The 23283-nt window shown below is 37.6% G+C and carries 25 protein-coding genes, 1 tRNA gene and 1 pseudogene; 8 read left to right on the top strand and 19 right to left on the bottom strand.

Features of this window, described 5'->3' with window-relative positions:
• Nucleotides 1-2: 2 nt before the first annotated feature.
• The 4 genes from rpoN to B5P40_RS04235 form a co-directional block, all read right to left on the bottom strand.
• Nucleotides 3-1310: an RNA polymerase factor sigma-54 gene (gene rpoN, locus B5P40_RS04250; protein ID WP_002129881.1), complete on the bottom strand. Its 1308-nt coding sequence runs from the start codon at nt 1308-1310 to the stop codon at nt 3-5.
• A gap of 510 nt (nt 1311-1820) precedes the next feature.
• Nucleotides 1821-2087 carry a hypothetical protein gene (locus B5P40_RS04245; protein ID WP_002191144.1) on the bottom strand — a complete coding sequence of 89 codons (267 nt, stop codon included), beginning with the start codon at nt 2085-2087 and terminating at the stop codon, nt 1821-1823.
• A 400-nt stretch (nt 2088-2487) separates the two neighbouring features.
• Nucleotides 2488-2563: transfer RNA gene (locus tag B5P40_RS04240), tRNA-Arg, on the bottom strand.
• 285 nt (nt 2564-2848) lie between these two features.
• Nucleotides 2849-3049, bottom strand: a complete 201-nt coding sequence (locus B5P40_RS04235; RefSeq protein WP_002129884.1) for a hypothetical protein — start codon at nt 3047-3049, stop codon at nt 2849-2851.
• 911 nt (nt 3050-3960) lie between these two features.
• Here B5P40_RS04235 and B5P40_RS04230 point away from each other — a divergent pair.
• The 8 genes from B5P40_RS04230 to clpP all read left to right on the top strand — a co-directional run bounded on the left by B5P40_RS04230 (nt 3961) and on the right by clpP (nt 8561).
• The gene (locus tag B5P40_RS04230; protein ID WP_000216167.1) at nt 3961-4167 is read left to right on the top strand and encodes a DUF1657 domain-containing protein; all 207 of its coding nucleotides are present in this window, start codon (nt 3961-3963) and stop codon (nt 4165-4167) included.
• A gap of 106 nt (nt 4168-4273) precedes the next feature.
• Entirely contained in the window at nt 4274-4762 is a 489-nt protein-coding gene (locus B5P40_RS04225) for a YhcN/YlaJ family sporulation lipoprotein (protein ID WP_002143725.1), read from the top strand.
• 28 nt (nt 4763-4790) lie between these two features.
• Nucleotides 4791-5267: a stage V sporulation protein AC gene (gene spoVAC / locus B5P40_RS04220; protein WP_002034730.1), complete on the top strand. Its 477-nt coding sequence runs from the start codon at nt 4791-4793 to the stop codon at nt 5265-5267.
• Nucleotides 5268-6284, top strand: a complete 1017-nt coding sequence (spoVAD, locus tag B5P40_RS04215) for a stage V sporulation protein AD (protein ID WP_113708895.1) — start codon at nt 5268-5270, stop codon at nt 6282-6284.
• Nucleotides 6281-6631 (top strand): stage V sporulation protein AE, encoded by a 351-nt coding sequence (gene spoVAE, locus B5P40_RS04210; protein WP_000575919.1) that lies wholly within the window; start codon nt 6281-6283, stop codon nt 6629-6631. The genes spoVAD and spoVAE overlap by 4 nt, the downstream gene beginning before the upstream one ends.
• An 11-nt stretch (nt 6632-6642) precedes the next feature.
• Nucleotides 6643-6849, top strand: coding sequence for a DUF1657 domain-containing protein (locus B5P40_RS04205; protein ID WP_000215909.1), 207 nt, complete (start codon nt 6643-6645; stop codon nt 6847-6849).
• Between the two features lie 20 nt (nt 6850-6869).
• Nucleotides 6870-7739 (top strand): DUF421 domain-containing protein, encoded by an 870-nt coding sequence (locus B5P40_RS04200; RefSeq protein ID WP_105589896.1) that lies wholly within the window; start codon nt 6870-6872, stop codon nt 7737-7739.
• Nucleotides 7740-7979: 240 nt separating this feature from the next.
• Nucleotides 7980-8561, top strand: coding sequence for an ATP-dependent Clp endopeptidase proteolytic subunit ClpP (clpP, locus tag B5P40_RS04195; RefSeq protein WP_001049163.1), 582 nt, complete (start codon nt 7980-7982; stop codon nt 8559-8561).
• Between the two features lie 138 nt (nt 8562-8699).
• On the opposite strand, the gene B5P40_RS04190 is transcribed toward clpP, so the two are convergent.
• From B5P40_RS04190 to uvrA, 15 genes and pseudogenes are all read right to left on the bottom strand, one after another.
• A complete protein-coding gene (locus B5P40_RS04190; RefSeq protein ID WP_002068337.1) occupies nt 8700-8948 on the bottom strand; it encodes an HPr family phosphocarrier protein in 249 nt (82 codons plus the stop codon).
• A 23-nt stretch (nt 8949-8971) separates the two neighbouring features.
• On the bottom strand, nt 8972-9922 hold the full coding sequence (gene whiA / locus B5P40_RS04185) for a DNA-binding protein WhiA (RefSeq protein WP_002016082.1): 951 nt from the start codon (nt 9920-9922) through the stop codon (nt 8972-8974).
• 88 nt (nt 9923-10010) lie between these two features.
• Nucleotides 10011-10964 carry a gluconeogenesis factor YvcK family protein gene (locus B5P40_RS04180; RefSeq protein WP_113708894.1) on the bottom strand — a complete coding sequence of 318 codons (954 nt, stop codon included), beginning with the start codon at nt 10962-10964 and terminating at the stop codon, nt 10011-10013.
• 3 nt (nt 10965-10967) lie between these two features.
• Nucleotides 10968-11849 carry an RNase adapter RapZ gene (gene rapZ, locus B5P40_RS04175; protein WP_002016084.1) on the bottom strand — a complete coding sequence of 294 codons (882 nt, stop codon included), beginning with the start codon at nt 11847-11849 and terminating at the stop codon, nt 10968-10970.
• A 20-nt stretch (nt 11850-11869) separates the two neighbouring features.
• Nucleotides 11870-12328 (bottom strand): NUDIX hydrolase, encoded by a 459-nt coding sequence (locus B5P40_RS04170; protein WP_001190080.1) that lies wholly within the window; start codon nt 12326-12328, stop codon nt 11870-11872.
• Between the two features lie 215 nt (nt 12329-12543).
• Complete coding sequence (locus tag B5P40_RS04165) at nt 12544-13350, bottom strand: DUF368 domain-containing protein (RefSeq protein ID WP_113708893.1); 807 nt, start codon at nt 13348-13350, stop codon at nt 12544-12546.
• 160 nt (nt 13351-13510) lie between these two features.
• Nucleotides 13511-14467, bottom strand: coding sequence for a thioredoxin-disulfide reductase (trxB, locus tag B5P40_RS04160; RefSeq protein WP_002089563.1), 957 nt, complete (start codon nt 14465-14467; stop codon nt 13511-13513).
• 84 nt (nt 14468-14551) lie between these two features.
• On the bottom strand, nt 14552-16063 hold the full coding sequence (locus B5P40_RS04155) for a tetratricopeptide repeat protein (RefSeq protein WP_002143728.1): 1512 nt from the start codon (nt 16061-16063) through the stop codon (nt 14552-14554).
• Nucleotides 16064-16208: 145 nt separating this feature from the next.
• Nucleotides 16209-16715, bottom strand: a complete 507-nt coding sequence (locus B5P40_RS04150) for an acyltransferase (RefSeq protein ID WP_002139159.1) — start codon at nt 16713-16715, stop codon at nt 16209-16211.
• 53 nt (nt 16716-16768) lie between these two features.
• Nucleotides 16769-17416 (bottom strand): pyrophosphatase PpaX, encoded by a 648-nt coding sequence (ppaX, locus tag B5P40_RS04145; RefSeq protein WP_002089567.1) that lies wholly within the window; start codon nt 17414-17416, stop codon nt 16769-16771.
• A 66-nt stretch (nt 17417-17482) separates the two neighbouring features.
• Nucleotides 17483-18295, bottom strand: a complete 813-nt coding sequence (gene lgt, locus B5P40_RS04140; RefSeq protein ID WP_002034719.1) for a prolipoprotein diacylglyceryl transferase — start codon at nt 18293-18295, stop codon at nt 17483-17485.
• 24 nt (nt 18296-18319) lie between these two features.
• Entirely contained in the window at nt 18320-19249 is a 930-nt protein-coding gene (gene hprK, locus B5P40_RS04135; protein ID WP_002016091.1) for an HPr(Ser) kinase/phosphatase, read from the bottom strand.
• 156 nt (nt 19250-19405) lie between these two features.
• A complete protein-coding gene (locus B5P40_RS04130) occupies nt 19406-19786 on the bottom strand; it encodes a phage holin family protein (RefSeq protein ID WP_002089574.1) in 381 nt (126 codons plus the stop codon).
• A gap of 114 nt (nt 19787-19900) precedes the next feature.
• Nucleotides 19901-20349, bottom strand: a pseudogene (locus B5P40_RS04125) (DUF4275 family protein).
• Between the two features lie 58 nt (nt 20350-20407).
• Nucleotides 20408-23278, bottom strand: coding sequence for an excinuclease ABC subunit UvrA (uvrA, locus tag B5P40_RS04120; protein WP_113708892.1), 2871 nt, complete (start codon nt 23276-23278; stop codon nt 20408-20410).
• Nucleotides 23279-23283 lie beyond the last annotated feature (5 nt).

Here is a 23283-nt window from a genome sequence, read left to right as displayed (position 1 = left end):
ACCTATCCAATTGTTTTTCTTAGAGACGAAGCAGGAATATGCATTTGTTCTCTATACTTCGCAACCGTTCTTCGAGAAATAACGATTTCATGCTCTTCTTCTAATAATTTTGAAATCTTTTGATCCGAAAGTGGCTTTTTCTTATTTTCTGCTCCAACAAGCGTTTGAATGAATTGTTTCACACGCTTTGTAGAAACCGCCTCATCTTCCGTCGTAGAAATAGAATTACTAAAGAACGATTTCATCTCAAATAAACCGTACGGCGTTTGCACATATTTATTACGCGTTGCACGACTAATTGTAGACTCATGCACACCTAACTCTTCCGCCACCTCTTTTAAAGCAAGTGGTTTTAAATACTCTGGACCTCCCCAGAAGAAATCATGCTGTTTTTCCATAATAATATTCATCACTTGTAAGAGTGTTTGTTTTCTCTGTTTCAAACTGCGCATAATCCATTGCACATGCTGATACTTCTCCGATACGTAAGAAGCCACTTCACTTTCACTATTATTTAGTAACGCACTATACTCAGAGTGAATTTCAATTCTTGGCATATTTCTCTCATTCATCTGTAAAACGAGATGATCGCCATCTTTTTTTACCGCCATATCAGGCACAATATAAAGTGGTTTATCAGAAGAAAATGCAAGACCTGGTTTCGGCTGCAATGATGTAATACAGTTCACCGCATCCTGTAATTCCTCGTTGGTACACTTCAACACTTGAACGAGCTTTCGCCAATCTTTCTTAACGAAATAATTAAAATGATCATCTATAATTTCTTCCGCTAACCCATTTCTTCTTTGTAAGCGCTTCAATTGGATTGATAGACATTCCTGAATATTACGCGCACCTACCCCTGCTGGCTCTAACGATTGAACAAGCTCCACGGAACAGTCCACTACATCAATTGGCGCAGAAAGAAGCTCTGATAACTCTTCATTTGTTTCTTGTAAATAACCATTTCCATCCATGTTCATAATAATGAAAGAAGCTGCTTTTCGCTCTTCTTCATCTATTTTATAATACTGTAGTTGATTTAATAAATGTTGCTGAATCGTTGTAGAATCCACACTGTAGATTTCCATTTGATTCTCGACTTGTTTGCGGGTACTTTTACTTGTGTTAGAGCTCTTTTTCTTCTCCCTCTCAAAACCACCTAACTCAATAAGGGGATTCTCTAACGATTGCTCATACAAAAACTCCGATAATTCTTGTACATTATACTGGAGCATTGTAATCGCTTGCCTTAACTCTTGTGTCATTGCCAAACGTAAGCTTTGTTCTTGTAAAAGACTTGCCTTCAAACTAATCTCCCCCTTGTTTCTATTGTACAATAAGTTTGGTAAAAGGAGAATCCTATCGCAGACACCCATTCCAAAATATTATTAATTTATATGTATTAATGAGATTTACATCTTACAACCTAAATTTGAATAATATTGAAAGAAAATAATAACGCACAAAAATTATTACCACATACTAATAGTAAATCTTATTATCAGATATAACAAGTGATAATAAAAAAAGGTCTGAACTTATACTTGTAAGTTCAGACCTTTTTTACAATGGCGAGTACATATCGAATATTACACGTTTCTTTACCATTGTCGCATTTTCATTTGATAGATTAATTCCGTTCGTATCCTCTACGAGTACCACACGCACCAAATTCACAGCGTTGCGATTTGCTATAAAGATACTTTCTTGTTTATCTGCTTTGTGTAATTTTCGAATTGTGACTTGGATTACCTCTGAGTTATTTTTCCAGGGTCTATTCTTACAAGTGAACAACATTTATGACATGTACTTTTTACTTAACTGCAATAAATACCTAGCGATGCCGTTATCTTATAAACTTCATTGAAATTTTCATCTTCCATGAAGACCTCCATGATTTCAGGTATTCCTTTTGCATACGCAACTAACATTTCGAATGCATCATCTTTCGTTATCTTGTGACGAGTCACACTACTGTTGTGATGTTCCATCGCTACATAATAGACCTTTTCTCCGCACTCCTCTTCTTCAATACATGTAAGAAACGATTTTATTTCAAATAGCTTGCGAGAACCTTTTTTCATTCTTCTTCTCCTTCATAACGGTCAAGAAAGTCCGATAATGCCAACGAAAGATGATCACTTTTATTAAACTTCAGCTTACTGGCAAAGACGGCTAGCCTGTCCCTATTGCTTTGTGAATCACTACTATCTTACGTGTCATATCTTCGTTCAGCAACTTAACAATACGCTTGTGCAATATATCTCGTTACAATTTCTTTTAGTGCTAAAATCTGTTCTGATTTGAATTGCATTTCACTCTTTAATTCTTTTCATAACGAAAAACCCCCTATACACGATTATTTCTAATCACATACAAGGGGTTTCTTTAGATTTACTATTAATTTTCAACACGTTCTTCACGCTATTATGTGCTATTTACTCAATACTTTTAAATAGAACACATCACAACAACAATACATAACGCGCCCAGAGGGATTCGAACCCCCGGCAGACGTGGTACCGGAAACCACCGCTCTATCCGACTGAGCTATGGGCGCATGATTATTACGATAATATCAACGGTTTGCCTCCGTCTTCTTCCGACTTGTTCTTACCGAAAGTTAAACGTAGGATACGAACACCAACACGTAGACGTTCGCTTCTTTACATATGGATATTATATCCTGACGCTAACCTAATACGCAAGCATAAAAACCTCTTCTACACTAGCTTTAGCGCGCAGTTTTCCTTCTTTCGTTCCCCCTTAATCTACTTAAATCGAAATAGAACGCATATAGTCTATAAAAAAAAGACAGGCGAAGTGATGCCCGCCCATCTCCGCACTATTTTATATATTTTGATCGCAGGCTAAATATATCTTCCCCTTCACGAATGCCTGCCGATCCCTTCCTCACATTTTTTACGACAGTCCAATTCGGGTTAGTTTCATCACCGATGTTCTGTACTGTAAAGTTGCCGTCACCATATTCTCGGTGACCTTCTGCCAATTTCTCCGTTAAATCATTCTCTTTTGATCTCACCATCTTTGCGCCATCTCCCTTTTTATACAACCCTCTTAAACTGTCCAACCGATTACACGTCCAGTCAATTGGAGATCCTCGTTTTCCGCTTCGATTAATTTTAACACACTGTCGGGGGTAAGTTCCGATAACGGCTGCCCAATCGCATTAGAAACGTTATTTTCTTTGATAGTAGAAACTCGGCGAGGATTGGGTAAAAGACAATTCGCTGGGCTACGTCAGGACTTCGCGAGAGATCAACCCCCTGATTTAAAAATCACAAATACTATCTCTAAGGGACTCCTGCGACGGCTCAGCGGGGTGGCTTGGAGGGTTCGGAAAATTTTCGTTTGGGTTGGCTTGTGGTGAATAGCGTATTCATTTTGATGAATGACGAATACAACATAAATGACTTTTGTTACTTTCGACTTTCTCTTCTAAACGTTGATTTAAAAGAATTCGCAAGACTTTCGATGAACAAAACAATTCGTAAATGTTTTATGCATTAAAAGAAACGTTGATTTAATAACGTTCTTCTTTCGTGAATGACTTCGATTGAATGAATAAGATAATGAAGATATTATTTTTTTAAAACTGGACACATCCTTTTTTTACTATACAAGAAAATTTTATTTTAAATTGAAAATAACTACAAGAATAGAAATATATATATTTTATTGATGTGTTTTTTGTGAATAATTAGAAATTTAACCTCATGTAATTTTCAGTTACTTTTTAATCTTCAACAGGTAACATACCTACATCATGAATTACATATCATCCTCTTCCATCTTATAAAGCGCCACTATAACAAAGAATTCATTGACGCTTGAATCAAAGCTTCAACTTCAAAAACCTAAATTTTCCAATCATAAATTCACCCAAACCCACAAATTATAATCTTTGAATTGATATTCCAAAGGGGGCTTCATTCAATGACTGTAATTACAAAACTAAAGCAAACTGTTTCTGGATTAAAAAGTGCACAAGCTAGCTTAGAGGGATTCGCTCTTGATACGGATAACCAACAAGCAAAGCAACTTTTCCAAACAGCTGCGCAGCAAACACAAACAATTATTGATTCTTTAAACCCACGTGTTGAAGAAGTCCAGCAAGAAGAACCACAATACACACAGCAATAACCAAAGGTGCCATTGTATCTAATGGTACACAATTTGAGAAAAAGGGTGATATGCAATCATCCTTTTTTCTCAAATTACATAATGCAATAGAAATGGAATGATTATAATGCGAAAACTCGGAATCATAACCGCGTTATTTATGCTCCTATTCGGTTCACTTACCGGATGTGATAATAGCCCGTTAGATAAAAAAGTAAAGAAAGAAGAAGCTAAGCGAACAGATGAGAAAAAGGGCCCTAAATTAACAAAAATGAGTACAGAATCCTTTAATCAATCTATATCGCAAGAAGCTAAGAAAAAAGCTCTCACTATAGAGGGAATTACAGAAGCCACCGCAGTTAATACAAATTTAGATCTTTACATAGCCGTTAAACCTGAACATCACGAAAGATTTGGTTTAAAGCCTTTAAGAAGTAAATTAAAAAAGAAGCTAAGTGATGAAAACCCTACTTTCGATATTCGTGTAAGTACAGACAAAAAGATCTTTATGCTCATAGAAGAACTTGAAAACAAAATTAAGAAAAAGAAAGTGAGTAAGGATGGCATTAAAGAACAGTTAAAACTCATTCAATCAGAAATGGGATCTAATATTTAAGCTTTCTAAAAGAGAAGGAAGGATTCAAATGTCTAGTAAAGATAAAAATTTAACACCTGTACAACAAGAATATAAAAAATTCGAACAACAGCGCGAACCGAAGCGCCCCGTTTTAAAAAATTGTATAAAAGCTTTTTTCGTCGGGGGATTAATTTGTCTAATAGGCCAACTGATTTCCACCTTTTATATTACGTACTTTGATTTCACTGAAAGATCTGCCGGGAACCCTACCGTTGCAACTCTTATTTTTATCTCCATGCTACTGACGGGATTTGGCGTCTACGATCGCCTCGGACAATTTGCTGGTGCTGGTACCGCAGTTCCCGTTACTGGATTTGGTAACTCTGTTATTGCCGCGTGTATTGAACACCGTACAGAAGGGTTCGTTCTCGGCGTTGGTGGTAACATGTTTAAACTAGCAGGATCGGTCATCTTATTTGGCGTATTTTCAGCTTTTGTCATCGCTCTTATTAAAACGATTCTCTTTCAATGGGGAGGGCTGTAAATGTTACAAGGACACCGAACATGGGTATTCGAAAACAAACCAGTTATCATCTCAACAGGTGTAGTCGGTGGCCCATTTGAGGCAAATGGAAAAATTCCTGAAGACTTCGATACCCTGCATGAAGATTTATGGCTCGGACAAGATTCTTACGAAAAGGCGCATAAAATTTTATTTGAAGAAGCTTGTAGCCGCGCTACCGAAAAGGCAAAGCTCCGTAAAGACGATATTCAATTCGTACTCGCAGGGGATTTAATTAACCAAATAACTCCAACGAGCTTTGCATGCCGCACACTCGGAACACCTTATCTCGGTTTATTCGGCGCCTGTTCTACCTCTATGGAAGGCCTAGCACTCGGCGCAAGTATCGTAAATGCAAAAGGTGCAAAGTATTTATTAACTGGGGCATCAAGTCATAACGCTGCGGTAGAAAAACAATTCCGCTATCCAACTGAATATGGTGGTCAAAAACCTCCTACGGCTCAGTGGACAGTGACCGGTGCAGGCGCGGCTATTTTAAGCGACACTGGATATGGTCCACAAGTAACATCGGCTACCATTGGACGAGTTATTGATATGGGACTAACAGATCCTTTTAATATGGGTGGTGCGATGGCCCCAGCTGCTGTCGATACGATTGAAGCTCATTTACGCGAACGACAAATTGACGCCTCTTATTACGACTTAATCGTAACAGGTGACCTTGGACATGTCGGTCGCGAAATCGCTTACGACCTACTACATAAACATGGAACAAAGGTAAAGAGCGAGCAATTTCAAGATTGCGGAATCATCATTTATAGAGAAGGTCAACCTGTAATAGCCGGCGGAAGTGGCCCAGGCTGTTCAGCAACAGTCGTGTACGGACATTTATTAAATAGAATGAAAAAAGGAGAATTCAAAAAGATACTAGTTGTTGCGACAGGCGCTTTACTATCTCCCCTTACATTCCAACAAGAAGAAACAATTCCATGTATCGCTCATGCTGTATCGATCGAATTTGGAGGTGCAACACAATGATTTTTTTCTGGGCTTTCGTCATTGGCGGACTCATATGCGTAATCGGACAACTTATGTTTGATGTCGGTAAACTTACTCCTGCCCATACGATGGCAACACTCGTTGTTGCTGGAGCAATATTAGATGGATTCAATTTGTATGAACCACTAATTGATTTCGCCGGAGCTGGGGCAACAGTACCTATTACAAGTTTCGGTAATGCCCTCGTTCATGGCGCGATGGAGGAAGCAGCCAAACATGGCATCGTCGGCGTTATTACCGGCATGTTTAAAGTAACGAGTGCTGGTGTATCAGCTGCCATTATTTTCGGCTTCATTGGAGCATTGCTATTCAAACCGAAAGGATAAGAGGTGTTTTCATGACTGTTATCGCTAGCGTAAAAACTTGCCTTGCCAGTGTAAGAGGGGCTCAAGCAAGTTTAAGCTCCCTTTCATTAAATTCACAAGACGAAGAATCAAAACGCGTATTTCATGAATGTATGTTAGAAATGGACAGCGTCATCGCTGATTTAAAGGATAGAATTTCAGTATTAGAACGTGAAGAACCTCAATATAAAGGGTTTTAAGTAGACTGGAGGAAATGACTATGTCTCACCTGCCCGAATGGACACTCGTTATTCTTCGCTCTGTATTCATATTAATCATTTTATTCGCTATTACGAAATGGTTAGGGAAAAGACAAATCTCTCAGCTCTCCTTTTTTGAATACATAGCCGGAATGACCATCGGTGACATCGCTGCCCAAGTATCTACAGGGCTCGATTCAAAATTTTTCCACGGCGTCTTTGCGATACTCATTTTCGCTGTGGTACCTTTTTTCACAGGAATCATCTCCTTAAAGAACAAAACAGCTCGGGACTTCTTTGAAGGAAAATCTACCGTATTAATAAAAGACGGAAAAATACTCGAAGATAACTTAAAGAAAGAAAAGTATACAAGTGATGAATTGCTTGAGCTTCTCAGAGGAAAAAATGCGTTCAGCGTAGCTGATGTTGAATTTGCAGTACTAGAACCGAGCGGAGAATTAAATGTATTATTGAAGAAAGATCGTCAACCACTTACAGCAAAAGACATCAGCTTAAAAGTACCAAACGAAAAAGAACCGCAAACCGTTATTATGGATGGAAATATACTAGATGAACCTCTTTCTGCCAGCGGACATAATCGCGCTTGGTTACATTCTGAGCTAGAAAAACTCGGTGTTGTCATTGAAAATGTCTTTCTTGGTCAAGTTGATTCATACGGACAACTTACTATCGACATCTATAATGATAAACTCCAAATGCCTTCTCCTCAAAACAAGCCTTTATTATTAGCATCCTTAAAGAAATGCAATGCTGATCTTGAATTATTCTCTTTAGAAACGAAATCAAAATCAGCGAGTGATATGTATAGTAAAAACGCAAAACAAATCGAGAAAATCTTAAATAAAGTAACCTATCTGTTAAAAGAATAAAAAATGAAAGAACGCTTCTATACAAAAGGCGTTCTTTTGCCTTTTCCACACCATTAATCACGTTTAAATTTATGTAATTCGGTTATGATGTTGAAGATACATAAGCAGGGAATTTTAAAAACATAGCGAATAAATCATGATACAACTACATATTTTTTGATTTAAAGTGGTTTCGTTTGACCTTCATTGACCATAATTGTATTATAAGACTAAGAAAGCTTTTAAAGGAGGAAATAACAGATGAATTTAATTCCTACAGTAATTGAACAAACAAATCGTGGAGAACGCGCTTACGATATTTACTCTCGACTATTAAAGGATCGCATCATTATGCTTGGTAGCGCAATTGATGACAATGTAGCAAACTCAATCGTTTCCCAGCTTTTATTCTTGGAATCTCAAGATCCAGAAAAAGATATTCACATTTACATCAACAGCCCTGGTGGTTCTATCACAGCTGGTATGGCAATTTACGATACAATGCAGTTTATTAAACCACAAGTATCAACAATCTGTATCGGTATGGCTGCATCTATGGGTGCATTCTTACTTGCAGCAGGTGAAAAAGGAAAACGTTACGCACTTCCAAACAGTGAAGTTATGATTCACCAACCACTTGGCGGTGCACAAGGTCAAGCGACTGAAATCGAAATCGCTGCAAAACGTATCCTATTCTTACGTGAAAAATTAAACCAAATTCTTGCTGACCGCACAGGTCAACCACTTGAAGTTCTACAACGCGACACAGACCGCGACAACTTCATGACAGCAGAAAGAGCTCTAGAATACGGCTTAATCGATAAGATCTTTACAAATCGTTAATAACTAAAAGCGGAAGCGCCCGTCAACAGGGCGCTTTTTTTATTATGTACAAGGGTATCACATACCCCCACCACTCAAACTCAACTCACCCCACAAACAGAAAAATAAAAAAAGCTATCGCACATTCGCGATAACCCTTTATTGTACATATGCAGCTAATGCTTCCAAAGCCTCTTCTGCATCTGAACCTTCTGTTGTGATTGTAATCATGCTACCAGTTCCGATTGCTAAGCTCATAATCCCCATTATGCTCTTTGCATTCACTGTCTTTCCATCTTTCTCGATGAAGATATCCGCATGAAAGCGATTTGCCTCTTGTACAAACAACGCAGCCGGACGTGCTTGTAAGCCGTTTTTTAATGCCACTTTAACCAGTTTTTGAACCACAGCTCCATTTCCCCTTTAACCTTTTATTTTTTTGCTACTGTTTCCCCCGCGCGTAATTTCTCTGCAATTTCATCGATTTTACGCAAACGATGATTAATACCCGATTTACTAATTTTCCCCCCGGATACCATCTCACCTAACTCTTTCAATGTTACATCTTGATAATCTCTTCGTAACTGTGCAATTTCTCTTAATTTATCTGGCAAAATATCAAGCCCAACCGTCTCATCAATATAGCGGATGTTCTCAATTTGCCTTAGCGCTGCACCAATTGTTTTATTTAAATTAGCTGTTTCGCAGTTAACTAAACGATTTACTGAATTACGCATATCGCGAACAATTCGAATATCTTCAAATCTTAAAAGTGCATTATGAGCACCTATAATATTTAAAAACTCTGTAATTTTTTCAGCTTCTTTCAAATACGTAATGTACCCTTTTCTTCTTTCCAACGTCTTACTATTTAAATCAAATCCGTTCATCAGTTCACATATAGAATCATTATGTTCCTTATATAACGAAAAGATCTCTAAATGATAAGATGATGTTTCTGGGTTATTTACTGAACCACCTGCTAAAAATGCACCGCGTAAATACGATCGTTTACAACATTTCTTCTCGATTAATTCCTGCGATATATTTCGAATAAACGAAAAGTCATCTCGAACAATGTGAAGATCTGCTAATATTTCGCGAGACTTCTCAACAAGCCGCACGATATATACATTATTTTTCTTCAATCGCATTTTTTTACGAACAAGTAATTCTACCGTCACATCATATCCTTTTTTCAAAAGCGTATAAATCCTTCTTGCAATTGCTGCATTTTCCGTTTGAATATCGATAGATAGGCGACGGTTTGAAAAAGAAAGCGATCCGTTCATTCGAAGCAACGCCGATAATTCTGATTTCTCGCAGCATTCCTTCATTTCAAGGTTGGTCAACTCTTTCTTTGTTTCTGATGCAAATGACACAGTCAACACCTCCTTATACTATTACTTTGGAACAAAAATCTTGTCCTATATGAATGAGGAGCGTTACCTCAAATGAGGCAACGCACATTTATAACAATGAATATAAAATAGAAGCTAACTTTAATGTATCATGTCTTACAACACGATCATCATATTTCGCTAATCGATCTTGAATGATTTCGATATTATGTTCAGCAAAACGATCTGTATCCAGTGCAACTGGTTCCGACATTTCTTCCTCATATAACTTACGTAATTCACGAGGAATATCACGATTATTTACAATCGCAGTGTCGATAAATGGTTTACCTAAATGATCATGTAACGCCTGCACATGATCAAACGCCGTATAACCCTTCGTTTCGCCCACTTGCGTCATAACATTACATACATATACCTTCTTCGCCTTTGCAGCAAGAACAGCGTCTCCAATTTTGTTAACAACTAAATTCGGTAATATACTTGTGTACAGACTTCCTGGACCGAAAACAAGCAAATCAGCTCGTTTAATTTCCGTCAACGTTTCACATAACGGTTCTACATCTTCTGGAGTTAAAAAGACACGATTAATCTTCTTCCCGAAATAAGGAATCTTTGATTCACCTGTTACAATTTCTCCATCTTCTAATTCTGCATGAAGTACCGCACTTTGATTCGCTGCTGGTAATACACGTCCTCTGACATTTAATACTTTACTCGTTTCCGTAATCGCGTGGTAAAAGTCTCCTGTAATCGAAGTCATACCTGCCAATAGTAAATTTCCTAACGCATGCCCTTTCAGTCCGTCTCCAGTTGTAAAACGGTGCTGAAATAAAGCTTCCACTAATGGTTCTACATCCGATAACGCAACAAGTACGTTACGAATATCACCTGGAGGTGGAATTTCTAGCTCATCACGTAGTCTACCTGAACTGCCTCCATCGTCGGCTACTGTTACAACTGCTGTAATATCAACAGGATATTGTTTTAATCCTCTTAATAAAACAGAAAGTCCAGTTCCACCTCCCATGATAACAATTTTAGGTTTTCTCTCTTTTTTCATCCCTTAATGGCCCTTTCTCTTCTCCACATCACGATGAGATACATGAACGCTATACTCTGGTTTCAAATGTTTCCCAAGGTACTCTGTAAGCGTAACAGAACGATGTTGCCCACCTGTACATCCAATCGCAATTACAAGTTGACTCTTGCCTTCTCTTTTATAATGAGGCAGCATGAAAGTGATAAGATCCGTCAATTTCTCTAAAAACTTATGTGTTTCATTAAATTTCAACACATACGACGAAACTTCTTCATCCAGTCCTGTTAATGGCTTCATATGTGGAATATAATATGGATTTGGTAAAAAACGAACATCAAATACTAAATCAGCATCAATTGGAATTCCGTACTTAAATCCAAATGACATAACATTTACACGAAATGCTTGCTCAGTTTCTGTTGAGAATAAGTGAACAATTTTTTCTCGTAATTCTTTCGGTTTCAAATCAGATGTATCAAGCACAATATTCGCTCGTGCCTTCATATCAGTTAAGAGACCACGCTCAGCTTCAATTCCCTTTAACGGCAAGCCAGTTGGCGCAAGTGGATGCGAACGTCTCGTTTCTTTATAACGAGTTACAAGTGTGCTATCTTTCGCATCTAAAAATAAAATATGAGGAATAATCCATGTACGTTCTGATAAATCATCAAGCGCTCCCCATAAATATTCAAAAAACTCTCGGCCACGTAAATCAATACCGAGTGCCACTTTATTCATTTTACCTTTTGAATCTGCCATAAGTTCAATAAACTTCGGCAATAACATCGGTGGTAAATTATCTACACAAAAATATCCTAAATCTTCGAAACTTTGTAACGCTACCGTCTTTCCAGCTCCAGACATCCCTGTAATAATTACCATTTTTATATCATTATTCTCTGTCATCGTATCCTCTCCTTGCAGGTTTAACTCGGATCTAATCGATATGAAAGCAACTCAAAATCTGGGGTATATACAAATGTACCGTAGATTATACCATTCCCTTTAATTAAATAATCAATAATGTGATAATCTCCTGGTGCCATTGCTAAATCATCAATTTTATCAAATGTATGCCAACCAATGATGCCTTCTTCGCTCTCTAATTTGTTTTCTCCTGCAAAATCTGTTGCTAAAAAGGAGAACATCATCCATTCAGAAACAACTTTATCACCTTCTTGGATGACAAAAGTGAAGACCCCTTTTAATGCTGGATTCTTTAAATAAATACCTGTTTCTTCACGATACTCGCGAACAACGGAATCTCTTACTGTCTCACCACGCTCCATTTTCCCGCCCGGTGCAACCCACCAATTCCGGCGAGGTTTTTGGAGTAAGAGTACTTCATTATCTCTAATTAACACACAGTTTGTCACTCTTTGCATGTTTCTTCACCTCAGCTACTTGCAGCAAAATTTCTCACTGCATACTCATTTCATTATACTATCAAAAACAGTTTGCTACAACGAAGGTGCCAGTCCCCTTTCGCTAAGCAATTGTAAAAATTCTTTCTATAACAAGCAATCAAAATACCTTACTTCCCATGAATAGCACATAAAAATCCCCTTAACGATTTTTATCGTTAAGGGGATTAAAACACTTATTTCTTACCGAAATAAGTAACAACCGCAAATCCTAAAATAAAAGTAATAATTGAACTTACAATTGAAATTCCACCAGTCGGAATGCCAGGGAACACAATGACAATCGACCCGATAACGAGCCCAATAATTGCCGCAAATGTCATACTTTTATAACGATCTAACAAATAACTAATTCCTTTACTACTTACAACAAATCCAGCCATCACGCCGGCACCGATAACCACGATTAACGGTAAATTGAGTGTAGTTAAAGCGTTAATTGCTGTCGGATACACACCAATAATTAATAAAATAAACGATCCACTAATTCCAGGAAGAAGCATAGCCATACTAGCCATCCATCCTGCGAAAAATAAACCAATTGCATTTAAAATTGTTAACGTCGTAATCGGATCAACTGCCTTATCTGGTTTAAAGAATGCTGTTATTGCAACAAGAATTGCTGCAATTATTAATAAGACAATATGACTACCTTTAAACGTTGCCTTTGCATCAGCTTCTCTCATTAACATCGGTAATATACTAATAATTAAACCGAGAAAGAAAAATTGAGTCGGTTCATAATGATTTGCTAATAAATATTTAATAACGTGACTTAACGTTAGAAAAGCTGCCGCTACACCAGCTGCAAGTGGGATTAAAAACGCTAAATGTTTTTTCCATTCACGACTAAAAAATCCGCTAATTGCTGCGAGCAATTGTTCATAAATTCCCAACACAACAGCGATTGTTCCGCCGCTCACACCAGGAATTAAATCACTAACGCCCATACAAAATCCACGATATATATTACGCCATTCCATACTGAATAAATTCCTCATTTCTTATAATGATTTTTCCCGTAAATTCTAGTATAACAATAAGAATCATTATATTCTTAATTGTTTTTGACAATAGTTTGACATTTGGATAAAAAAAGAAAGCCACCTATCGGCAGCTTTCTTCTCAAAAGGAAAAATAACCTTATTTTTCTGTTACAGTCTTTAGTTCCTCTACTAACTCTTCTATATAATGCTGTGCACTCTGCGCTGCAATACTACCATCGCCTGTTGCCGTTACAATTTGACGAAGCATTTTTTCACGAACATCACCAGCTGCGAAAATACCAGGAACTTTCGTTTCCATACGCTCGTTCGTTTCAACATAACCATTTTCATTTGTAATACCTAGCTCAACAAACGGTTTTGATAATGGTAACATACCGATGTATATGAAAACGCCGTCAGTTTTAACTTCTTGTTCTTCTCCGCTGTTTACATCTACAAGTGTTACGCTTCCTACTTTACCATTTGCATCGTTAATTTCTTTTATAGTGTGATTCCAAATGAAATCTACTTTCTCATTTTGGAAAGCACGATCTTGTAAAATTTTCTGTGCACGAAGAGTGTCACGACGGTGAACGATCGTTACTTTTGATGCGAAGCGTGTTAAGAACACACCCTCTTCAACAGCAGAATCTCCGCCGCCAATAACAACAAGTTCTTTCCCTTTAAAGAATGCACCATCACATACTGCACAATATGATACACCGCGGCCGCCAAGTTCTGTTTCACCTGGCACACCAATTTTTTTATACTCTGCACCGCTTGCAACGATAATTGCACGTGCTTTATATTCTTTTTTACCAGCAATAATTGTTTTGTACTCTTTACCATCGATGATTGCTTTCACATCACCGTATGCATATTCAGCACCAAATTTCTTCGCATGCTCAAACATTTTATTTGATAAGTCTGGTCCTAAAATAGACTCATAACCTGGATAGTTCTCTACATCTTCTGTATTTGCCATTTGTCCACCTGGAATACCACGCTCAAGCATCAGTGTGCTTAAATTCGCACGAGATGTATATACCGCAGCTGTCATACCAGCTGGTCCTGCACCAATAATAATGACATCATAAATTTTTTCTTCTGACACACTATTCACTCCCATTCATTCATACACATTAAGTTACCCTCATTATACTGTTAGCATCATTTTTTTCCCAATGATTTGCCTACCCTACGTGTGCGTGCGCTTAACAGCCTGCACATACTTTCGTACAGTCGCTACAGATACATTATATACATCACCAAGCTCTGCCTGTGTCATCTTATTTCTTTGTTCGCCGCGCACAATGTATTCAATTGCCGCTGACCAACCGTACACATTTGTAAAAGTCGCTCCAGATGTATATAAACGTATGAACGTGCAAAACCAAAAATTCAAACACTCTTCGATTAATTCATCGTCTTTTTTCGTATAATTGTATAATGCATCCGCGATTCGTACGCACTTTTCAAATTGCTGTAAATCAGCTGGGATGCTTTTATGACTATTAAGTAAAAAGAAATATTTTGCAAGTTGCGATACGATTGGAACACCATTTTTCGCTTGCGTTACATCAAAGAAGAATCCAACCTTCTCTGGTGTTGACAATTCATTCATTAAATATAAAGCTAGCATTTTCTCTTCTAGCGTCGTACTTTGCTGAAATGATTTTCGTAACTCTTCAAATAAAAGATTTTGTCCTTCATCTGCTAAATTCAGTGCATTCCACGGTTCTTTTCCTTTTTTATCAGGATGCAATTCTACAACATGTTGCCACATTTTTTCAGCTACTTGCTGTTCCTTCACCATATACGCAGAGTATGCAAACCAGTAATAAAAACTGACGTCTCCTTCGTACCCTTGACGCTTTAATACTTTGAACCATTTATATGCAGGTTCAAAATGACCAATTGTTGCAAGCGTTGTTCCAAGTTTCAAACGATGCTCAAATGAAATTGGATATACCGAAACTAACTGCCCCGCTAATGACTCTACTTGCTTATGCTCTCCAATTGAATATAGAAAAATAAGCGTATTACAAAGCGCATGCATATTACCAGGATTTTTCTCTAAAATCATTTCTGTTAACTTAAGCGCTTGATCTACATTACCTGATTGAAAATGTGCAATCGCTAAATTATTATGTCCTGACCAAAATTCTGGATATTCTTTCGTAACAACTTCTAGTGTAGCAATCGCCTCTTCTAATTGTCCGTTACGAATGTAGCGGTTCGCTTCTTCTTGCATAACAATTAGCTCATCTTCATCCTCAATCTCTTCCGCACCCATTGCATCTTCTTCCATAATCTCAAGCAATTCTAATGTATCTTCTACAAATTCCTTCTCTTCCGCAACTTCTAAATATCGCTCTGCATACTTCTTCGCCTGTTGAAACAAGCCCATATATGCATAATTATTTGAAATAAAATAATAGCATTGCTCAAGTTCAGGATTGGATCTAACAAGCTTTAGAAATATCTGATTCGACTCTTGATATTCACCAGATTCAGATAATGCTATTGCTAGTTGGCATAAAATAAACGGCTCCTTCTCGCTTTGCGCTGCTCTTCGAAAATATTTAATTGCATCTTGCAATTTTTGCCCTTTATAAGCCCTCATCCCTTTTTTATAAAAGAAGTCCGCTAACTGATTAAAAGAGATAACTTGTCCGTTCTCCTTATATATTCTTTGATTTTTCCCCATATATCCTCCAGTTTTTTGTTTTCTTCGTTCACACATTCTTCTATCTATAAGTATAAACGATTCCGTAAAAAACAAAACAGTATATTATAATCAATTATTTCCTTTTTATTCATAAAAAGAGAAGGGAAATGTTACATTTTTAACATCAACCTTCTCTAGTGGCCATTTCCTCTTTCGTATAAATAATACGCATCGGGTTTCCGCCTACGAAAGCGCCGCCTGGTACATCTTTATGGACAAGTGTGCCTGCAGAAACGATAGCTCCATCTCCAATTGTCACACCTGGTAAAATTGTCGTATTCGCTCCAATCATAACTTCATTCCCTATGACGATTTCTCCGAGTCGATACTCACGAATTAAATATTCATGCGCTAAAAGCGTTGTATTATAGCCGATAATTGAATTGTCTCCCACAGTAATCTTTTCTGGAAACATAATATCTGGCATTACCATAAGTGCAAACGACGTTTTCTTTCCTACTTCCATCCGTAAAAACGTGCGATATAACCAATTCTTTACGGATAAAAATGGCGTGTAACGTGCGATTTGGATGATAATAAAATTTTTCATTACCTTCCAAAAAGAAACTGTTTTATACACATTCCACAATGAATTTTCTCCTGAAACAGGATAGCGCGTTGTCCGTCGCACTGAACTCTCTCCTCTACTTATATAAAGTGACACTTTAACCGGCAGGAATCTTACTACCCGTTAATGCGGGACAAAATCGGTAGTAAATCACTCATTTTATCTAGTACATAATCTGGTTTATACGCTTCTAAATACGCTCTACCTTTCAATGTCCATGAAACCGCTACTGTTTTCGTACCTGCATTTTGTCCACCGACGATATCATGATGATTATCACCAACCATCAATGTTTCTTCTGGCTTTGCATCTAATAATTTCAATGCTTTTTGAAGTGGTTCTGGATGTGGTTTCACATGTTCCACATCATCAATCGTCACGACAACATCAAAAAACTGATCAAGTTTCGAAAGCTTTAATCCCATTTCAACCGTCTGTCTCGCTTTCGTTGTAACGATGCCGATCTTATAACCTTGCTTCTTCAATTCTTGAACCGTTTCATATACAGTTTCATACTCTTCCACTAATTCATCATGATGCTCATGATTAAATTGACGATAACATGTAATCATCTCTTCAACCTTACTTGCATCAATCTTACTAAAAGTATCATGCAAAGATGGACCGATAAATGGCAATACATCTTCACGCTTATACTGATTAGAATAATAGTGATTTAACGTATGTAAAAAAGAAGAGATAATAAGTTCATTTGTATTAATTAACGTTCCATCTAAATCAAATAACACTGTATTTATTTTCATCGTCCTTAATCCTTTCATTACCTGAATATGAAAGAAGCAGCATCTTATATAAGATGCTACTTTTCTCTAATTTTCTAAATATCTTTTATCAGCTTGCCCCATTTTTCGTCTCACAATAATGAAAATGATAGAAATAACAACAATTCCAATAGACATTACTTGTGCAATACGAAGTGGTCCTAACATTAAACTATCTGTACGCAAACCTTCTACGAAGAAGCGTCCCACTGAATACCAAATTAAATATGTGAAGAATAATTCACCACGGCGTAAATTCACTTTTCGTAACGCGAGTAGTAAAATAACACCTGCAAAGTTCCATAATGATTCATATAAAAACGTTGGGTGATAATACACACCATCAATGTACATTTGATTAATAATGAAATCTGGTAAATGAAGACCTTCTAAAAACTGTCTCGTTACTTCATCACCATGCGCCTCTTGGTTCATAAAGTTTCCCCATCGGCCAATTGCTTGTCCTAGTAAAATACTCGGCGCAGCAATATCCGCTAATTTCCAGAATGAAAGCCCGCGTCGTTTCGCAAAAAGGATTCCTGTAATAACAGCCCCGATTAAACCACCATGAATCGCCAAACCACCTTGACGAATATTAATAATTTGACTCGGATTTTGCGAATAATATTCCCATTCAAAAATGACATAATACATTCTCGCAAAAAGAATGGCAATTGGTACTGCGATTAATACAAGGTCGATAAATGTATCTTTGTGAATACCAAGCCTTTCTCCCTCGCGAGTTGCTAGCCAAAGACCTAATAGCACACCTGTACCGATAATAACCCCATACCAATAAACAGGGAACGGCCCAAGTTGGACTGCTATACGGTCAAGCTGTGGTACAGAACCTAACAGCATATATATGACCTCCCTCTCCAGAGTCTACTCTTGATTTCCTAACTCAATCGCACTCATTAATCGTTCAGAGAACTGTTGTGCCGCATTGACTCCCATACGTTTTAATCTGAAGTTCATCGCTGCTACTTCAATAATAACAGCCAAGTTTCGACCAGGACGAACTGGAAGTGTAATCTTCGTAAGTTCTGTATCAATAATCTTCATCTTCTCTTCATCAAGACCTAAGCGATCATAATTTTTCTTTTGATCCCAAATTTCAAGATTAATAACAAGTGTAATACGTTTATAATTTCGTACTGCCCCTGCACCGAATAACGTCATTACGTTAATGATACCTAGACCACGAATTTCTAATAAGTGCTCAATTAAATCAGGTGAGCTCCCTACTAATGTATCTTCATCTTCTTGACGAATTTCTACGCTATCATCCGCAACAAGGCGGTGACCACGCTTTACAAGTTCAAGCGCTGTCTCACTTTTCCCGACACCACTTTGACCTGTAATTAAAACACCAACACCATAAATATCTACTAACACACCATGAACAGCTGTTGTTGGCGCTAACTTACCTTCTAAATAGTTTGTTAAACGACTTGATAATCTCGTTGTCGTTTGAGCAGAACGTAATAAAGGCACGCCTGATTCACGTGATGCTTGTAATAACTCATCCGGTACATCTTGATTACGAGTTACAATAATACAAGGCGTCTCCTCAGTACAAAGCGCTTTCATTCTCTCTTGCTTTTGCTCTGTCGTTAACGTATCAAAGAACGTAAGCTCCGTTTTTCCAAGAAGCTGCACGCGATCAGCTGGATAATATGTAAAAAACCCTGCCATTTCAATTCCAGGTCGCGATAAATCACTCGTATCAATCGGACGATGAATCCCTTCTTCACCACTTACTAACTCCAATTGAAATTGTTCAATTAAATCTTTTGTCCTTACTTTCGGCATATGTATAAACCTCCACTCCGCTGCGGGTTCAGTCTCATTTGATGTAAAATTCCATTCTATCGGATATTGTACCATTTTTTTCTGGAAACAAGAAACTCGGTTTCTAATAAATAGAAAAAAACATTTCATATGAATCATGAAATGTTTTTCTTTTTGTCATTTTCTCTTTTTTTCATGTAATGGTTCAACAATTACTTTTTCAATTATCATATTAAAAATAGAAATACAAATTGCCGCAACAATCGCTACACCAAATCCAGATATATTAAAGGCGTCCCCTAATAACGAATCCGTCATCTTTAACGTAATCGCATTAATAACAATTAAGAAGAAACCGAAAGTTACAAGAGTAATCGGTAGCGTAATTAAAATTAAAAGCGGCTTTACAAATACGTTTAAAATCGCCAATATAATACTCGCAATAATTGCAGTTTGTATATTTGCTATGTAAAATGCGTCTGGTGCAACCCCTTTTAAAAGTCCGGATACAGCGATTAACACAACGCTATTTACAAGAAGTGATACAATCCATCTCATTTCCTTACACATCCTTTTAACATATATATTTCATCATACGCTAATAGACAATAAACGCAAGTATGATACGAACACTTATATCAACTTATTCTATCCTTCATGCTTGTATACCTATTAACATTTCCTTGTAAAATAAGGTCCACACCATCTATGTTCATGAGTTTTCACAAAGGTCCAAGTGAAATTTTCATCTACAATATAGATATCGCCTTTATACGCATCGTCTGTCTCACGTAATATATCATCCATACGTAATAAACTCGCATCCTTTATTAGCAGTACTTCATCACAATGTTGAAAGAAGATGTAACACTCCTTTTTCATTTCATTATGAAACATATTCTCCGCTTCTTTACCTTCTAAACACTTTTTCTTTTCATAACTAAATATGTGCCACAAGTAACCACAGCTATATTTATCCCCATATAAATGAATCTCTTCTTTCTCTTCATAACTCAAATGATTCGCAAAGTTATCCTCCCAGCGTTTTCTAAAGTATACGCCCACTTTTGAAATTCTCTTACCTTCATATTTTTCTTTCTCAAAACATCTAAAAACTCCATTTTCTCCCCCTATAAAATAAAAACCAAGTGCAATTCTCACTCGGTTTTTATTAACAACTTATTGTGATAACTCTACTTCTTTTATTTTCTCTTTCATTCTTGCTTTATCACGATCTAAAATCTCTTTTAAATACTTACCTGTATAAGAGCGCTCTTCTTTCACTACTTGCTCTGGCGTTCCGGAAGCAACGATTTGTCCGCCTTTGTCTCCGCCTTCTGGTCCAAGGTCAATAATATAATCAGCTGTTTTAATAACATCTAAATTATGCTCAATTACAAGTACCGTCTCACCACTCTCAACAAGACGTTGCAACACTTCTAGAAGGCGTGCAATATCATGTGCATGTAAGCCAGTCGTTGGCTCATCTAAAATGTATAACGTACGCCCTGTAGAACGACGATGTAATTCAGAAGCTAATTTCACACGCTGCGCCTCACCACCTGATAACGTCGTAGCTGGTTGTCCTAATTTCATATAACCAAGCCCTACATCTACAAGAGTTTGAAGTTTACGCTTAATTTTCGGGATATTAGCAAAGAACTCTACCCCATCTTCAATTGTCATCCCTAACACTTCAGAAATATTCTTATCTTTATATTTCACTTCTAACGTTTCACGGTTGTAACGTTTACCGTGACAAACTTCACACGGAACATACACGTCTGGTAAGAAATGCATTTCGATTTTAATAATTCCATCACCACGGCACGCTTCACAACGGCCGCCTTTTACGTTAAAGCTGAAACGTCCTTTTTGATACCCACGTACTTTCGCTTCATTCGTGTGCGCAAATACATCACGAATATCATCAAATACGCCAGTGTATGTCGCCGGATTTGAACGTGGTGTACGCCCGATTGGTGATTGATCAATATCAATCACTTTATCTAACTGCTCAAGACCTTTAATTTCTTTATGAGCCCCTGGCTTCGCTTTCGCTTTATATAGCTTTTGAGCTAATGATTTGTATAGTACTTCATTAATTATCGTACTTTTTCCAGAGCCAGATACGCCTGTTACTGCTACAAATGTTCCTAGAGGGAATGACATTTTCGCATTCTTTAAGTTATTTTCTTTCGCACCGACAATCTCCACTTTACGTCCGTCACCTTTACGTCTTTCAAGTGGTACCGGAATAAACTCTTTACCGCTTAAATATTTCCCAGTTAATGAATTCTCGTCTTGCATAACTTCAGCTGGTGTACCTGCTGATACAACTTGACCACCATGAATACCTGCACCAGGTCCGATATCAAGTAAATAATCAGCAGCCATCATCGTATCTTCATCATGCTCAACAACAATTAACGTATTTCCTAAATCACGCATTTCCTGCAATGTACGAATAAGACGATCGTTATCACGCTGATGCAAACCAATAGAAGGCTCATCAAGAATGTAAAGTACGCCAGTAAGGCGAGAACCAATTTGTGTCGCTAAACGAATACGCTGCGCCTCACCACCTGATAAAGTTCCTGCGGCACGACTTAACGTTAAATAATCTAAACCGACGTTCACTAAGAACCCAACACGTTCCTGAATTTCTCTTAAAATTAAATGAGCAATTTTTTGTTGTTTCTCCGTTAACTCAACAGTTGAGAAGAACTCCTGTACTTCTTGAACAGAATATTTCGTTACATCGGCAATCGTTTTATCACCAACGAAAACAGCCAAACTCTCAGGCTTTAAGCGTCCACCTTTACACTTCGGACAAGCTTGCTCTGCCATATATTTCTCCATTTGCTCACGAATATAATCAGAACTCGTCTCACGATAACGACGCTCAATATTCGGAATAACACCTTCAAATAAAATCTCATTTTCCTTTACTTGACCAAATTCATTCACATAGCGGAAATAAAGCTTCTCTTCCCCGCTTCCGTACAGCACTTTATCAAATAAATCCTTCGGTATATCTTTCACCGGCATATCCATATCGATGCCGTAATGATTACACACAGATTTTAATAATTGCGGGTAATATTGTGAACTTGTCGGTTCCCAAGGAGCAATCGCATGTTCATTTAATGATACATCCCAGTTCGGAATAACAAGTTCTAAATCTACCTCTAACTTCGATCCAAGTCCATCACAAGAAGGACACGCGCCGAACGGACTATTAAACGAGAACATACGCGGCTCTAATTCTCCGATTGAAAAACCACAATGTGGACAAGCATGATGTTCACTAAATAGAAGTTCTTCCTCTCCCATTACATCGATTAAAACTCGGCCCCCGCCAAGCTTTAAAGCACTTTCTAGTGAATCTGCAAGTCGGCTTGCAATTCCTTCTTTCACAACAATACGGTCAATAACAACTTCAATTGAATGCTTCTTATTTTTTTCTAAAGTAATCTCTTCCGATACATCCAGCATCTCTCCATCAACGCGCACACGAACATAACCTTGCTTCTTAATATCTTCTAATACTTTCGCATGCGCACCTTTACGCCCTGACACGATAGGCGCTAGCACTTGCAACTTCGTACGTTCAGGATATTCAAGAACACGGTCTACCATCTGTTCCACTGTTTGTGATGTAATTTCAATTCCATGATTCGGACAAATCGGCTTACCAATTCGTGCAAATAATAAACGTAAATAATCATAAATCTCCGTTACCGTTCCAACCGTTGAACGAGGATTACGACTCGTCGTTTTTTGATCAATTGAAATCGCTGGAGATAAACCTTCAATCATATCAACATCCGGCTTATCCATTTGCCCTAAAAACTGGCGCGCATACGCAGATAAAGATTCCACGTATCTACGCTGCCCTTCTGCATAAATCGTATCGAATGCTAACGATGATTTCCCCGAACCAGACAATCCCGTCACAACAACAAGCTGATTTCTCGGAATGGTTACGTCAATATTTTTTAAATTATGCGCTCTAGCACCTTTTACAACAATAAAATCTTTACTCACTCTTT

Origin of the sequence: Bacillus sp. SRB_8 (genome assembly GCF_003264205.1) — a bacterium.
GTDB classification, from domain to species: domain Bacteria; phylum Bacillota; class Bacilli; order Bacillales; family Bacillaceae_G; genus Bacillus_A; species Bacillus_A mycoides.
This window is presented reverse-complemented; position numbering and strand designations above follow the sequence as displayed.

What these genes read in the sequence shown, in the direction of transcription:
- B5P40_RS04245 (WP_002191144.1), bottom strand. Translation starts at nt 2,087, where the DNA reads ATGAAAAAAGGTTCTCGCAAGCTATTTGAAATAAAATCGTTTCTTACA.
- B5P40_RS04235 (WP_002129884.1), bottom strand. Translation starts at nt 3,049, where the DNA reads ATGGTGAGATCAAAAGAGAATGATTTAACGGAGAAATTGGCAGAAGGT.
- B5P40_RS04230 (WP_000216167.1), top strand. Translation starts at nt 3,961, where the DNA reads ATGACTGTAATTACAAAACTAAAGCAAACTGTTTCTGGATTAAAAAGT.
- B5P40_RS04225 (WP_002143725.1), top strand. Translation starts at nt 4,274, where the DNA reads ATGCGAAAACTCGGAATCATAACCGCGTTATTTATGCTCCTATTCGGT.
- spoVAC (WP_002034730.1), top strand. Translation starts at nt 4,791, where the DNA reads ATGTCTAGTAAAGATAAAAATTTAACACCTGTACAACAAGAATATAAA.
- spoVAD (WP_113708895.1), top strand. Translation starts at nt 5,268, where the DNA reads ATGTTACAAGGACACCGAACATGGGTATTCGAAAACAAACCAGTTATC.
- spoVAE (WP_000575919.1), top strand. Translation starts at nt 6,281, where the DNA reads ATGATTTTTTTCTGGGCTTTCGTCATTGGCGGACTCATATGCGTAATC.
- B5P40_RS04205 (WP_000215909.1), top strand. Translation starts at nt 6,643, where the DNA reads ATGACTGTTATCGCTAGCGTAAAAACTTGCCTTGCCAGTGTAAGAGGG.
- B5P40_RS04200 (WP_105589896.1), top strand. Translation starts at nt 6,870, where the DNA reads ATGTCTCACCTGCCCGAATGGACACTCGTTATTCTTCGCTCTGTATTC.
- clpP (WP_001049163.1), top strand. Translation starts at nt 7,980, where the DNA reads ATGAATTTAATTCCTACAGTAATTGAACAAACAAATCGTGGAGAACGC.
- B5P40_RS04180 (WP_113708894.1), bottom strand. Translation starts at nt 10,964, where the DNA reads ATGAAAAAAGAGAGAAAACCTAAAATTGTTATCATGGGAGGTGGAACT.
- rapZ (WP_002016084.1), bottom strand. Translation starts at nt 11,849, where the DNA reads ATGACAGAGAATAATGATATAAAAATGGTAATTATTACAGGGATGTCT.
- B5P40_RS04170 (WP_001190080.1), bottom strand. Translation starts at nt 12,328, where the DNA reads ATGCAAAGAGTGACAAACTGTGTGTTAATTAGAGATAATGAAGTACTC.
- B5P40_RS04165 (WP_113708893.1), bottom strand. Translation starts at nt 13,350, where the DNA reads ATGGAATGGCGTAATATATATCGTGGATTTTGTATGGGCGTTAGTGAT.
- B5P40_RS04155 (WP_002143728.1), bottom strand. Translation starts at nt 16,063, where the DNA reads ATGGGGAAAAATCAAAGAATATATAAGGAGAACGGACAAGTTATCTCT.
- ppaX (WP_002089567.1), bottom strand. Translation starts at nt 17,416, where the DNA reads ATGAAAATAAATACAGTGTTATTTGATTTAGATGGAACGTTAATTAAT.
- lgt (WP_002034719.1), bottom strand. Translation starts at nt 18,295, where the DNA reads ATGCTGTTAGGTTCTGTACCACAGCTTGACCGTATAGCAGTCCAACTT.
- hprK (WP_002016091.1), bottom strand. Translation starts at nt 19,249, where the DNA reads ATGCCGAAAGTAAGGACAAAAGATTTAATTGAACAATTTCAATTGGAG.
- B5P40_RS04130 (WP_002089574.1), bottom strand. Translation starts at nt 19,786, where the DNA reads ATGAGATGGATTGTATCACTTCTTGTAAATAGCGTTGTGTTAATCGCT.